This window comes from Brevibacterium sp. FME37 (genome assembly GCF_014897485.1).
GTDB lineage: Bacteria > Actinomycetota > Actinomycetes > Actinomycetales > Brevibacteriaceae > Brevibacterium.
Map to the genome: position 1 here is coordinate 1 of NZ_JABUYE010000014.1, position 12,677 is coordinate 12,677.

The window sequence follows — 12,677 nt, forward strand, 5'->3', positions numbered from 1 at the left end:
ATCGGCCGCATAGATCCCGGCAGGACCGGCACCCACAATAGCCACACGGAAGGGACGCGTCATTCTCACACCTCTCTAGTAAGTCATCACCAATTGTATCGGCAATGAAGGTCCTCCTAACAAACACGTGACGAAACTCGCACTCATATCCCAGCTGACAGACCGGCGGCCGCGCCGTGTCTCGGCATCATTAGACTCTGTATGTGAACCCAGATCCAACCCCCGACATGAACGCCATTCGCAAAACCGGATTGGCCAATGGACTCTCCGCCTACCTGCTGTGGGGCCTCATCCCCCTGCTCTTCGCAGCCGCGGCACCCACCGGAGCCCTTGAACTCGTTTCACATCGCGTCATCTGGTCACTGCTCTTCTGCGCCATTCTCCTGCTCTTCACCGGCGGAGTCGCACGCACGTGGCAGGTCATCAAGTCCGGTCGCACATTCTGGCTGCTGACTTTGGCCGCTGTCCTCATCGCCATAAACTGGACAGCGTTCGTCTACGGAGTCGAAACCGGCCACCTCGTCGAGGTGTCTCTGGGCTACTATCTCAACCCGCTCATCTCCATCGGCCTCGGCGTCATCTTCCTCGGCGAAAAGCTGCGGCCTCTGCAGTGGACCGCTGCAGGATTCGGCCTGATCGCCGTCATCATCGTCGGTGTCGGCCTCGGTCGGATGCCGTATCTCTCGTTCACTGTGGCGCTGTCGTTCGGACTCTACGGACTCGTCAAGAACAAGGTGGGCAATCGAGTCGGTGCACTCGAGGGGATGACGATCGAGTCCGCTGTGCTGGCCGTGCCCAGCGCCATCTATCTCCTCGTCCTCGGAGCCCAGGGCCTGTCCACGTTCACAGGTTTCGGTGCCAGCCATGTCATCATCATCCTCGTCACCGGACCGGCAACCGCGATTCCGCTGATCCTCTTCAGCGCCGCAGCCAGGCGCATCCCCCTGTCCTGGGTGGGCATGCTGCAGTACATCACGCCGACGATGCAGTTCATCACTGGCGTCTTCATCCTCGGAGAAGTGATGTCGACGACGAGGTGGATCGGCTTCTTCGTCATCTGGATCGCCGTGCTCCTGCTCTGCACCGATCTCATCCGGCAGAGCCGCCGCAAACTCTAGCCTGCCGTGCTCAGAGCACCTTGTTGAGGAATTCCTCAGTCCGCGCCGACTGCGGATTTTTGAAGATGCGATCGGGAGTGCCCTCCTCTACGATGACGCCATCGTCCATGAACAGCACACGATCCCCGACTTCGCTCGCGAAGCCCATCTCATGCGTGACGACGACCATCGTCATTCCTTCAAGAGCCAACTGCTTCATCACAGCCAGGACCTCTCCGACCAGCTCTGGGTCGAGGGCGCTTGTGGGCTCGTCGAAGAGCAGCATCTTCGGCTCCATGGCCAGGGCACGGGCAATCGCCACCCGCTGCTGCTGGCCACCGGAGAGCTGATTCGGATAGGAATTAGCCTTCTCCCTCAGTCCCACTTTGTCCAAGAGTTTCAGGGCCCTATCGCGCACAGCCGCGTCGCTGAGTCCGCGGACCTTCCGTGGAGCCAGTGAGATGTTATCGATGACGCTCATATGAGGGAAGAGGTTGAACTGCTGGAAGACCATGCCGATCTCTGTGCGGACAGCGTTGATGTCGGTCTCGCGGGCCGTCAGGCTCTGCCCGTCAATGACGACGTCTCCGCTGGTGATGTCCTCGAGCATATTCAGGCAACGCAGAAAGGTGCTTTTGCCCGAACCGCTGGGTCCGATCACGCACACGACTTCCTTGGCCTCTACGTCACAGTCGATGCCCTTGAGCACTTCATTGTCACCGAACGATTTATGCAGGTCTGATACGTGGATGATCATCAGTGAGTCAACCTCTTCTCCACAACGCTAAGGACTTTGGACAGAGTGAGGGTGACTACCAGATAGAACACCGCCACGGTTGTGTAGATCTCTACCGCGTTGAAATGATTCGATGCGACCAGTCGGCCCTGGAAGATCAGCTCGGGGACCAAGATCACCGACAGCAGAGAGGTGTCCTTGATGCTGATGATGAACTGGTTGCCCAGCGGTGGGATCATCCTCTTGAAAGCCTGCGGCCAGATCACATAGCGCATCGTCAGATGCTGTGAGAGGCCGAGGGAGCGCCCCGCCTCAGACTGTCCCTTCTCCACTGATTGAACGGCACCGCGGACGATCTCAGCAATGTAGGCACCGGAGTTCAGCCCGATCACCAGGATGCCTGCGACCAGGGACGGAATGTTGAATCCGACGATCAGCGGCAGCGCGAAGTACACCCAGATGGCCTGGACCAGGACCGGGGTTCCTCTCAGCAGCTCGACATAGGCGGTCGAGAGCCCATAGATGATCTTCTTATGTGAGAGCCGACCGAGGCCGAATACGGCACCGAGGACGAAGCCGATGATCAGACCTATCACCGACACCAGCAGCGTGTAGTACAGGCCCAGCGCAAGGGCAGGCAGGTAGTCGACGACGCCGAGCCAGTTGAATTGGGTTAACCGGGACATATGTTCCTTCCACAGAACAGCGGGCACGGGAGATGCCCCGTGCCCGCATGAGAGTCTGAGTTGCTGCGGTCAGTTTTCGCTGGGAGGATCTTCCCCGAACCATTCCTTGTACAGCTTGTCGTATGTGCCGTTCTCCTTGATCGTCGCGAGTCCCTCATCCACCGCGGTGACGAGGTTCTCGTTGTCTTTGGAGATCGCGATGCCGTAGTCCTGAGCTTCCAGGAGGTCACCGACAGTCTTCAGTTTGCTCTCGCCCTCGGTGCGGATGTAGTAGGCGACGTTCGGCTGGTCGTAGAGCACCGCGTCGGCGCTGCCGGACTCGACTGCGAGATAGGCCTGATCCAACTGCTCGTAGGTCTTGGCCTTCGCACCCTTGATGTTCTCATCGATGTAGGCCGCGCTGGTCGAACCCAGGCGAGTGGCAACCTTCTTGCCATCCAGGTCGTCCACGCTCTTGATATCGTCGTTGTCCTCTGGAACGCCCACGATCAGGCCCGATTTGTAATAGGGAGCCGAGAAGTCAATCGTCTGCTTGCGCTCGTCGGTGATGCTGATACCGGCAACGGCGAGATCGAAGGAGCCGGTCTGCAGACCTGGAATGATGCCGTCGAAATTGGTGACTTCCTGCTTCAACTCGAATCCGGCCTCATCGGCGACGGCGTTGATGATATCGATGTCGAACCCGACGTACTTTCCATCTTTCTTGAATTCGAAGGGGACGAAGGAAGTGTCCGTGGCGTAGGTATATGAGTCCTCGAGAGGCGCGTCGGCGTCGTCCTCACCGCTGGAACACGCGGAAAGTCCTGCCACCATGGCCAAGGACCCGATCATAGCCAGACCAGCGAACAATGGTTTTCTGTAGCTCACGCGAACCCCTCAAATAAAGCTCATCTGTAGTTATCTAAGAGCTTCCAGGCTATGGTTCACCTCACACATTGTCAAAAGTATGATAGTGAGCTGAAAATCTGCAGGGACAGCTGGCTCAGCTCACGAGCATGAGAACGACCCCGGAGAGCACCCCGCCGAGAGCGACGGCAATGCCCATCGCAGTCGTGGTGCGCCAGCCAAGGGACTTTCCGACCATCACCTTCGACGGGATACTCAGTGCAGGAAGGACGATCAGCAGAGCTCCGGTGATGCCTGCACCCACTCCGACGGCGAGCAGTGCGATGATGATGGGGATCTCACCTCCGGTGGGGATCACCAGGAGCGTGCCCACCACCGCGGCGATGAGGACCGCAATCGCGCCCACCTGGGCTTCGAGTCCATAGACGCCGGTCAGCCAGGGGCTGATGAGCCCGACGACGAAGACCAGAACCAGGTGCTCGGGCACGAGGATGAGCGTGAACCGCGCCAGCGACCGCAGATAACGCAGCGGAAGCGACGACAGCCTCGGCGGTTCGGGACTCTGCGCGGGAACCACCTCGGTGCGGCCCTTGATCCAACGACCGATGAGCGCGCTGGCCCCGACCGCGATGAGGACGGCGAACACCAGGCGCGTCACCACATACTGCCAGGGCAGGACGAGTCCGAGGAATATCAGCACGGCGGGGTTGAGGAGCGGGTTGCCCACCCAATAGGCGAGGGCGGCGCTTCGTTTGACCCCTGTGCTCCGCAATCCGGCGGCCACCGGGGCCGCGCAGCAGGTGCACATCATGGACGGCAGCGACAGTACCGCGCCGACGAGCGACTGGCCGGTGTGACTGGGCCGATTCATCACGCGCAGCAGCCAATCGCGCGGCACCAGCGCATCGATGGCCGCCGCCACGAGCAGCGCCACGAGCAGCGCCTTCCACACCGCAGTGAAGTACACGAGAGTGAAGTCCCAGGCTCCGGCCAGCGAGAACGTCTCCCCAGCAGCTTCGAAAAGCGGACTGCCGTCCCAGACCGAGGTCTGGCTCATCGTCCGCGCCTTGCCCCAATAGGGCATCCACTTCGACCAGCTCAGACCCACGACGAGGAACAGCAGGAGCACGCCCAATCCGATCCGATCGACCGGGGTCAGCCGTCGCCGAACGCTCGACCGATGTTCGGTCTGAGCCTCAACCGGCTCAGCCTCATCGGGCTGAGCCTGTGCTGCACCTGACATGATTCCCACCTCGCAATCGTGCCTGCAGGGTGGTCAGGCGCTGCGCGAGACCACGGAATCAGCGAATGAGAACAGCGACTCCTTGACGAGCCCGTCGGGCAAGGGCGCAAGCGCCGACTTCGCGTCATCGGCCCAGCGAACCGCCTCGGCGCGAGCCTTCTCGGTCACCGAGTGAGCCGCGAGTGCGACCCGAGCCGACTCCAGGGCTTCATCCGAATTCAGGTCCGCGTCGAGCAGCTCGACCACTTCGGCGGCGGCTTCGTCGCCGGCGGCTGCGGCAGCTCGAACGTAGAGCACCGGAAGGGTCGGAACCCGTTCACGCAGGTCGGTACCTGGGGTCTTGCCCGACACCGATGAGGTGGTCGTCAGGTCGATGATGTCATCGGCGAGCTGGAAGGCGATTCCGACGCGTTCACCGAACACCCGCACGGGCTCGGCCAGTGCCTGGTCCGCCTGCGAGAACATGACACCGAACTGCGCCGAGGTGGCGATGAGGGATCCGGTCTTGTCCCCGAGCACCTGAATGTAGTGCTCAATCGCATCCGCATCCTCCGGCGGGCCCGCGAATTCGTTGAGCTGGCCCAGGACGAGGCGTTCGAAGGTCTCAGCCTGGATGGCGACGGCCTCGGGGCCGAGCTTCGCCGTCACACCAGAGGCCTTCGAGAACAGGAGGTCGCCGGTGAGGATGGCCACGGAGTTGCCCCACACCTCATGTGCGGCCGGAGCACCTCGGCGCACGGGAGCATCGTCCATCACATCATCGTGATAGAGGGAGGCCAGGTGGATGAGCTCCACTGCGACAGCCGCGTCGATGATCGCCTCACAATCGGCCTCGCCGAGGCGGGCCGTGAGCAGCAGAAGGTTGGGACGGGCCCGCTTTCCGCCGGCAGCGAGGAGATGTTTGGACGTGGTGTCCGGCAGCTTACGCGTCTGCTCGGTCACTTCGTAGAGCCTGCGCTCGACGGCTTCCAACTGTGTGGAGATATCCGCCGCAAGCTGGGCATCGGCACCGATAAAAGTCGCCGGAGAGGCTAGGTGGCTCATGTCCTCGTCATTCATCGTAGTCAGTGTTGTAGTCGCTGGTGAGCTCAGACATTGCTGGTAGCCGGCACGATTCGGGTGAGAGCTGAAATCACCCGGTCGATAAGATCGGCCTCAGAAACCTTCGGGTCGCGGTAGAGGTTCGCCAACAATTTCACGACGAACTCCATCACAACGTCAACACCCATACCGTACTTGATTCCGAACTGCATGAGTGCAGGGTGGCCGATAATGGCGGAAAAAACGCGCCCCAGGGTGAAATAGCCGCCCAAGGAATCGCCCACCAGCGCCGGGTATTCCTGCAGTTTCTCCCGCATCACATGCTGCGGGTAGCGGGAATAGGTGGAGATCACCTCGGCGGCCAATCGAGCGGATTCGAGGGCATAGTCGATGCCCTCGCCATTGAAGGGGTTGACCATCCCGCCCGAATCGCCGACGAGGAGGAGCCCCTTGTGGAAATGCGGGGTGCGGTTGAAGGCCATCGGCAGTGCCGCGGACTTGATCGGGCCCAACGAGGTGGACTCATCGATGCCCCATTCGAGTCCCATGTCCGCGATCCACTGTTCCATCATGGTGCGGAAGTCCACGGAACCGAACTGGGGTGAGGAGTCCAGCAGACCAGCCCCGATGTTGATCGTGCCGTCGCCGAGCGGAAAGAGCCAGCCGTACCCGGGCAGAGCCTCGGACTCGCCCGCCGAATTGCGCGAACGCATCTCGACCCAGCTCTCGATGTAGTCATCGGCATGCCTCGGCGAGGTGTGATAGGCCCGCACGGCCACACCCATCGGGCGGTCATCACGCTTCTCCAACCCCATGGACACGGCCAAGCGCGATGACACACCGTCTGCGGCGATGACGATCGGGGCGCTGAAATGAGCTTCAGGTCCGACCCGACGACCACGATGGTCGGTGCCGGAGGCGTGGATGCCCCTGATCCAGCCGTCCTCGCCGATGTCCGGGGACATGGCTTTGACCTGTTCGAACAGTCTTGCACCGCTGCGCTGGGCGTGGCGGGCGAAGGCCTCGTCCATGCCCATCCGCGGCTTCGTCAGCCCATAGTTCGGGGTGCCCTCGATATCCGGCCAGTCGAGTTCCAGACGGTGACCGCCGCCGATGAGACGCAGTCCCCTGTTCTTGTGCCAACCCTCGGATTCGGGGGTGTCCATCCCCAAGAAGCCGACCTCTTTGACCGCGCGTGGGGTCAGGGCATCGCCGCAGATCTTGTCACGTGGAAACCCGGATTTCTCCAGGATGATGACCTCATGGCCGGCCTGCGCGAGGTAGGTGCCGATGGCCGAACCGGCAGGGCCTGCCCCGACGACGATGACCTCGGCGGAGAAGTTATTCACGGTTTGAGTGCGTGGTGGACGGCGACGATCCCGCCGGTGAGGTTGCGGTGCTTGACCTGGTCGAAGCCGGCGTCGAGGATCTGCTGAGCGAATTCGTCCTGGTCAGGCCAGGCGCGGATCGATTCGGCAAGGTAGACGTAGGCCTCGGGGTTCGAGGACACAGCCTTCGCCACGGCGGGCAGTGCCCGCATCAGGTATTCCTTGTAGACGAGGCTGAACGGATCGAATGTCGGGGTCGAGAATTCGCAGATGATGAGACGACCGCCGGGCCGTAGCACGCGCAGCATCTCCGACAGCGCAGCATCCACATCGTTGACGTTGCGGATGCCGAAGGAGATCGTGACGACGTCGAAGCTGGCATCGGAGAACGGGAGATCCATCGCGTCAGCGTAGATGAAGTCGATCTTCGGGTGCCTGCGACGCCCCTCGGCGAGCATGCCCTGCGAGATGTCGCCGGCGACCACCTCGGCGCCGTGATGGGTGAACGTCATCGACGACGTTCCGGTTCCGGCCGCGAGATCGAGGACGCGCTCACCAGGTCCGGCAGCCACCGAGTGTGCCACCGTCCGACGCCAGGTGCGCGCCAGGCCGAAGGTGAGCACATCGTTGGTGAGGTCGTAACGGGACGCGACGTCATCGAACATCGATGCGACGTCGTCGGGCTGCTTGTCCAGCTGAGCACGGTTCATGCCACCATTCTCTCAACACCTGAACCCAGGGGGCGAATTCGCGGACCTGTTTCCACGCTCTTTGCAGTGTGGAACTGGCCACAGACATTGTTCGCTTCCGTATTGGCTCGCGCTCGATAGTGGATTCGCGCGCGTTGGGAAGCCGAATTTCTCGACTAGAGTGGACCTGAAATGACTACGACCTTCAGTACCTCTGACATCTGCACGGCACCCCCGCGCCTGCACGTGCGCTCACGTTTTGTCGACGACGTCGAACCGGGGCCCGGTTTCCCCTTCGAATCCGGACTGCCCACGACCGTCGAAGAGACGCTGGAGCTGCTGCCCACCTCGGCGTTCTCCTGCTGGGTCCGCGACACTTCTGGCCTCATCGGGTTCGGCCGAACTCTGCGCATCCGCGCCCGCGGCCCCAATCGCTTCACCGAGCTCTCCGACGCGTGGAAGGCCATCACGTGTGCTGCGACCATCGAGGACGAGGTCGACCTGCTCGGCTCGGGCCTCATGTGCTTCGCCACCGTCGCCTACTCGGGCGAATCCGAGGTCGACTCCCTCATCCACGTCCCCGAATTCGTTCTCGGACGCCGAGGTGGTCGCGTCTGGATGACATCGATCATCGCCGAAGGCGCCACCCCCACCCCACCCCTGCTGAAGTCCGAACCGCTGCGCCAGGTCACCTCGGCGAAGTCCTCGCCCGGTGACCTCGACAGCACGTCCTGGGCAGATCTGGTCGCGAAGGTCTCGCACATGCTCACGCCCGTCGGAGATTCCGCCGAGGTGGACGCCTTCGCCGACGATGCCACCCTGCGAAAGATCGTGCTGGCCCGTGATGAGCTGGTCACCACCGACGATGACATCGACGTCCGGTCCGTGCTGGGTGCGCTCAACCGCAGCTACCCCAGCTGCTGGACCTTCGATGTCGCCGGCCTGATCGGTTCCACCCCAGAGCTGCTCATCGGTGTCGAGAACAACCGCGTGACCTCGCGCGTGCTCGCGGGCACCTATCGGGTGGAGGACAACCCGACCGCCGAGATGCCCGCCGCCAGGAAACTGCTGAGCGCGCACAAGGACAGCACCGAACATGCCTTCGCGATCGCTTCCCTGCAGCGCAGTCTCGGAACCGTCGCTGATGATGTGAGCGTCGATGAGCGACCGCACCTGCTGCCTTTGGCCAATGTCATCCACTCTGCCTCGGATGCTTCGGCCCATCTGCCGATGGACTCGGGTCTCAACGCCCTCGACATCGCGGCCGCCGTGCATCCCACCGCGGCTGTCGGCGGGTATCCGCAGGCCAGTGCTGTCGCCCACGTGGACGAGCTGGAGCCGCTGGATCGCGGCCGGTATTCGGGCCCTGTTGGTTGGATGGACGATCGCGGCAACGGTCAGTTCGGCATCGCCCTGCGCTGTGGTCAGCTCGAGGACCGCAATCGGATCCGTCTGTTCGCTGGGGCGGGCATCATGCCCGATTCGGATCCCCTCGCCGAGGTGGCCGAGACCGAAGCCAAGTTCGCTCCGATGCGCCGTGCGCTGGGTTTGGAATTGGAATAGGGCGTTTGCTGGGTCAGAACCTTGACACCGTGACAAGGTTTTGGCGCCTCGTGTCAGGGTCTGTGTCAGTGCCTCCACATAGTCTGTTGGCATGTTCACGCATCCTGCGGATGACCCGGACCATCCCGCTTATAGGGGACCTGGTTCGTGGGCCCGACTTCCGGGCATCACCACCGACATCGATCGGTGGTGCCAGACTCTGCGTGACCTCGAACCAGCACCTGATGCCTGGGAGGCCCAGACACGCATCCGGGCTCTCGAGGAGCTCATCTCCGCCGCCTCGGCTGCTCAAGCACGTGAGGCTGTAGCCTTCCACTCACACCGCCAGCGAGAAGACGCCGCCAATGACGTGCCCACTCGCGAACAGGGCAAGTACGCCGGCAACGAGATTGCGTTGGCCAAACGGGTCTCCCCCTCGGCCGGCCGCAAGTTCCTCTCCACCTCCAAGGCTGTGGTCAACGACCTGCCCCGCACCTTCGCGGCTCTGGCCGAAGGTTCCATCTCCGAGGCAAAGGCTCGCATCATCGCCGATGAGACGGCATGGCTGACTTCCGACGAACGGCTCTTCGTCGACGAAGAACTCAAAGGTCGGGCCGCGAAGGCCGGCAGCCGCCGCTTACGCACCGAGGTTCGTTCGCTGGCGGCCAATGTGTCCTCGGACAATGCGCATGAGAGGACCGAGGCAGCGAGCGCGGATCGACATGTGTCCTTGAGCGTACTCGGCAATGGGATGGCGAAGCTCAGTGCCACTCTGCCCCTGCAGCAGGCCGTCGCTGCGCATGAGAGTCTGGACGCCGCCGCTACCGATTGCAAGGTCGCCGGCCTGGACTTCGACCGCACCCGCAACCAATTGATGGCCGACATATTCGTCGAACGGCTCACGGGGCAAGAGGCTGCCAGCGATGTGCCCACCGAGGTGCATATCGTGATGGAGGCCGAGAGCCTGTTCTCGGACGGGCAGGTTCCTGCATGGATTCCGAGCTATGGTCCGTTGCCCACGAAGACGGCACGGAACTTCCTGGCGGCGAATCAGGCCCGCTCATTCATCCGCCGCATGTTCACGTCTCCGGATACCGGACAACTGGTCGGCATGGACTCGCGCAGGCGAACGTTCGGCGGTCTGCTGCGACGCATGGTGGTCTTCCGCGATGACGTGTGCCGGACCCCGTGGTGTGATGCTCCGATCAGGCACGCCGATCACGCGACTCCTGTTGCCGAGGGAGGCGAGACTCAGTGGTCCAACGCCTCCGGACTGTGCGCGGGCTGCAACTACGCCAAGGAGCACCCCGGCTGGAAACACGAAGCGACTGCCGACGACCTCACCGTCTCCACCCCCACCGGGGAAGAATACGAAACCGCCACTCCACCATTCGTCACGAAGTTCAGTCACCCACCGCCGAAGAAGAACCCGACTCCTAGCCAGCCGAATGGTTCCGGCAGTTCGCCCACGGCGGATACGCAAGACGAGATCGTCGACTTCTCCACACTGAGCTCAGCAGAGAAACTCTTCGAGGAGCTGATCCTGAGGGACACCGGCTGATTCGCAGTCGCGGCGACAGTGCCGCCAGCTCTCGCCGTTGCTTTGCCCGGACTCGCCTAGTCTTTACCCTCTGTCTCTCGATCCTCTGCGGCACAGGCTGTACAGCCTTCTGATCAGGTGAGGTTCACTTCGATGATCCGACGGCCGAGCGTCGCCTGTTCCGAGTTTCGTTCTTCTGTGACGCTGTCGACAATGTCCACAGACTTCTCAAATTCTGCGATGAAGTCGTCGAGCTGGCTGGACTCCGCGGTTATTTGCTGGGACTCGTCGTGTGGTCCCACTCTCGAGTACTCCCACCCATAGGCTGTCGCGAGATCTCTGAAGTCCCGGCCGTGTGGAACGGTGAAGTATCTCTCGAGATACGGCGCTACATGGTTCTGCGAGTGTTCGAGTCCGGAGAAGATCGCACCGCCATCATCGTTGAAGACGACGATGAGCACGTTGCCGGCCTCTTCGGCGCTCGGCACGAGCAGGCCGCCCACATCATGCAGCATTGCAACGTCACCGATGACCAGCACAACCTGCTCGTCGAGGGCGAGAGAGAGCCCCGTGGCCGTCGAGATCAGACCGTCGATGCCGGCCAGCCCGCGTGACGCGTGGATTCGTGCGCGAACATCGGTGGTTTCACTGAGATAGCGGATCGTATTTGAGCTCGCTGCGAAGAGATTGATCGCGAGGCCAGCCAGATGTTCCGTGATCGCACGTGCGGTTAACGGCGTCGACTCGGCTTCACGCTCCCGCCGAGATGCGGCGACAATCGTCTCGCCGGCACTACGCCACTCGTCGCGCCAAGCTGTGTCGATGCTTGCACCTGCGTCCTCTGGCGTTTCAGGCGACTTTGACGCTGCCAACGACTCAGGGGTCGAAAGCGAATCGAGCCGCAAGAACGATACCGAGAGCGTCACCGCATCGACATCATCGGGCAACCGCTGAACCAGCACATCTGGGTTGGCAAGCAGTGCGGCAACAGGCCTAGTCAGAGTCGGCTTCCCATGTACGATCACCGTACGGATCGCCGTGCGCAGATCCTCACGTTCACTGAGTACGCGCGCATGAGCTGGAACGGCAGCGCGCGAGTCTCGCAGCGTGGAAGTGAGGGGACTTGAGGGCTCAGCCAGGACTGGGAGTGCATAGGTCTCGACCAGCGACTCCAGCGCCCGAGCCGAGTGACCGCCTGCATCTCCGGCGACGACGACCGTGCCCGGAAGGATGCGGACTGAGACGCTTCGCGCCGCCTCTGGTGCATTCGACGATAACGGATCCGAGTGGGCAGGATTCGACGTCCCCCGGGACCCACTCGTTCCGAGTGTCTGCGCTGCTGCCTTCCACTCGCTGAGTTCCGTCACCGTCGGCACCAGCGGCACATCGAATTGCACATTGAACTGGACGGGGCCGGAATCACCACTGGTCTCGCCGAGCGAGTGCGCGACCGCCTCGGCGAGCAAAGGGCCAGCATCGGCGCTGCCAGCAGGCACATCGACCCGGGCACGCACATCGCTGAGTACCTGCGACTGATCATCGATCGTCTGATTTGCACCGGTTGCCCTCAGCCGAGCGGGTCGATCTGCCGTGATCGCAACCAGCGGAAGATGTCCATAGGAAGCTTCGAGCACCGCGGGATGCAGGTTGGCCACAGCCGAACCCGAGGTCGTCACCAAGGCAACGGCACCAGATCCAGCATCATCCTGCCTACTGCGCAGACCCCGTGCCAGACCCAAGGCCAGGAATCCGGCATCACGCTCATCGATGCGTACATGCGTACGGATCACCCCCGCCTCGGCGAGGGGGGCGAGCGCATAGATCAACGGTGCGGATCGGGATCCGGGCGCGATGACGACCTCGGTGACTCCGGACGAAGCCAACTCACGGGCAATCTGCTGCGCCACTGCGCTCGAATTCAACATCACC

General features: G+C 62.3%; 11 protein-coding genes. 3 read left to right on the plus strand and 8 right to left on the minus strand.

The annotated features are described in order from the left end of the window. Positions 1 to 203: 203 nt before the first annotated feature. On the plus strand, positions 204 to 1,118 hold the full coding sequence (gene rarD, locus INT29_RS15000; protein ID WP_319020918.1) for an EamA family transporter RarD: 915 nt from the start codon (positions 204 to 206) through the stop codon (positions 1,116 to 1,118). Positions 1,119 to 1,128: 10 nt separating this feature from the next. On the opposite strand, the gene INT29_RS15005 is transcribed toward rarD, so the two are convergent. From INT29_RS15005 to INT29_RS15035, 7 genes are all read right to left on the minus strand, one after another. Further along, positions 1,129 to 1,854, minus strand: a complete 726-nt coding sequence (locus INT29_RS15005) for an amino acid ABC transporter ATP-binding protein (RefSeq protein ID WP_226830862.1) — start codon at positions 1,852 to 1,854, stop codon at positions 1,129 to 1,131. Beyond that, positions 1,854 to 2,519 carry an amino acid ABC transporter permease gene (locus tag INT29_RS15010; RefSeq protein ID WP_101570484.1) on the minus strand — a complete coding sequence of 222 codons (666 nt, stop codon included), beginning with the start codon at positions 2,517 to 2,519 and terminating at the stop codon, positions 1,854 to 1,856. The genes INT29_RS15005 and INT29_RS15010 overlap by 1 nt, the downstream gene beginning before the upstream one ends. Positions 2,520 to 2,588: 69 nt before the next feature. Then, positions 2,589 to 3,386, minus strand: a complete 798-nt coding sequence (locus INT29_RS15015) for a transporter substrate-binding domain-containing protein (protein ID WP_319020919.1) — start codon at positions 3,384 to 3,386, stop codon at positions 2,589 to 2,591. Positions 3,387 to 3,501: 115 nt separating this feature from the next. Continuing rightward, positions 3,502 to 4,608 (minus strand): permease, encoded by a 1,107-nt coding sequence (locus INT29_RS15020; RefSeq protein ID WP_193072151.1) that lies wholly within the window; start codon positions 4,606 to 4,608, stop codon positions 3,502 to 3,504. Between the two features lie 33 nt (positions 4,609 to 4,641). Next, on the minus strand, positions 4,642 to 5,667 hold the full coding sequence (locus tag INT29_RS15025) for a polyprenyl synthetase family protein (RefSeq protein ID WP_226830863.1): 1,026 nt from the start codon (positions 5,665 to 5,667) through the stop codon (positions 4,642 to 4,644). Positions 5,668 to 5,696: 29 nt separating this feature from the next. After that, on the minus strand, positions 5,697 to 6,998 hold the full coding sequence (locus tag INT29_RS15030) for a geranylgeranyl reductase family protein (protein ID WP_193072153.1): 1,302 nt from the start codon (positions 6,996 to 6,998) through the stop codon (positions 5,697 to 5,699). Beyond that, positions 6,995 to 7,687 carry a demethylmenaquinone methyltransferase gene (locus INT29_RS15035; RefSeq protein WP_101570488.1) on the minus strand — a complete coding sequence of 231 codons (693 nt, stop codon included), beginning with the start codon at positions 7,685 to 7,687 and terminating at the stop codon, positions 6,995 to 6,997. Before INT29_RS15035 ends, INT29_RS15030 begins: the two co-directional genes overlap by 4 nt. A gap of 171 nt (positions 7,688 to 7,858) precedes the next feature. Here INT29_RS15035 and INT29_RS15040 point away from each other — a divergent pair, with 171 nt between their 5' ends. Both INT29_RS15040 and INT29_RS15045 read left to right on the plus strand, forming a co-directional pair. Then, positions 7,859 to 9,229 (plus strand): isochorismate synthase MenF, encoded by a 1,371-nt coding sequence (locus INT29_RS15040; RefSeq protein WP_101570489.1) that lies wholly within the window; start codon positions 7,859 to 7,861, stop codon positions 9,227 to 9,229. A 91-nt stretch (positions 9,230 to 9,320) separates the two neighbouring features. Beyond that, positions 9,321 to 10,769, plus strand: coding sequence for an HNH endonuclease (locus tag INT29_RS15045; RefSeq protein ID WP_193072155.1), 1,449 nt, complete (start codon positions 9,321 to 9,323; stop codon positions 10,767 to 10,769). Positions 10,770 to 10,882: 113 nt separating this feature from the next. Here INT29_RS15045 and menD read toward each other — a convergent pair whose 3' ends face one another. Further along, a complete protein-coding gene (menD, locus tag INT29_RS15050) occupies positions 10,883 to 12,673 on the minus strand; it encodes a 2-succinyl-5-enolpyruvyl-6-hydroxy-3-cyclohexene-1-carboxylic-acid synthase (protein WP_226830864.1) in 1,791 nt (596 codons plus the stop codon). Positions 12,674 to 12,677 lie beyond the last annotated feature (4 nt).

Bases quoted from the DNA above. Each gene is read 5' to 3' on its own strand.
- menD (WP_226830864.1), bottom strand. From the start codon at position 12,673: ATGTTGAATTCGAGCGCAGTGGCGCAGCAGATTGCCCGTGAGTTGGCT.
- INT29_RS15025 (WP_226830863.1), bottom strand. From the start codon at position 5,667: ATGAATGACGAGGACATGAGCCACCTAGCCTCTCCGGCGACTTTTATC.
- INT29_RS15035 (WP_101570488.1), bottom strand. From the start codon at position 7,687: ATGAACCGTGCTCAGCTGGACAAGCAGCCCGACGACGTCGCATCGATG.
- INT29_RS15040 (WP_101570489.1), top strand. From the start codon at position 7,859: ATGACTACGACCTTCAGTACCTCTGACATCTGCACGGCACCCCCGCGC.
- INT29_RS15005 (WP_226830862.1), bottom strand. From the start codon at position 1,854: ATGATCATCCACGTATCAGACCTGCATAAATCGTTCGGTGACAATGAA.
- INT29_RS15010 (WP_101570484.1), bottom strand. From the start codon at position 2,519: ATGTCCCGGTTAACCCAATTCAACTGGCTCGGCGTCGTCGACTACCTG.
- INT29_RS15020 (WP_193072151.1), bottom strand. From the start codon at position 4,608: ATGTCAGGTGCAGCACAGGCTCAGCCCGATGAGGCTGAGCCGGTTGAG.
- INT29_RS15045 (WP_193072155.1), top strand. From the start codon at position 9,321: ATGTTCACGCATCCTGCGGATGACCCGGACCATCCCGCTTATAGGGGA.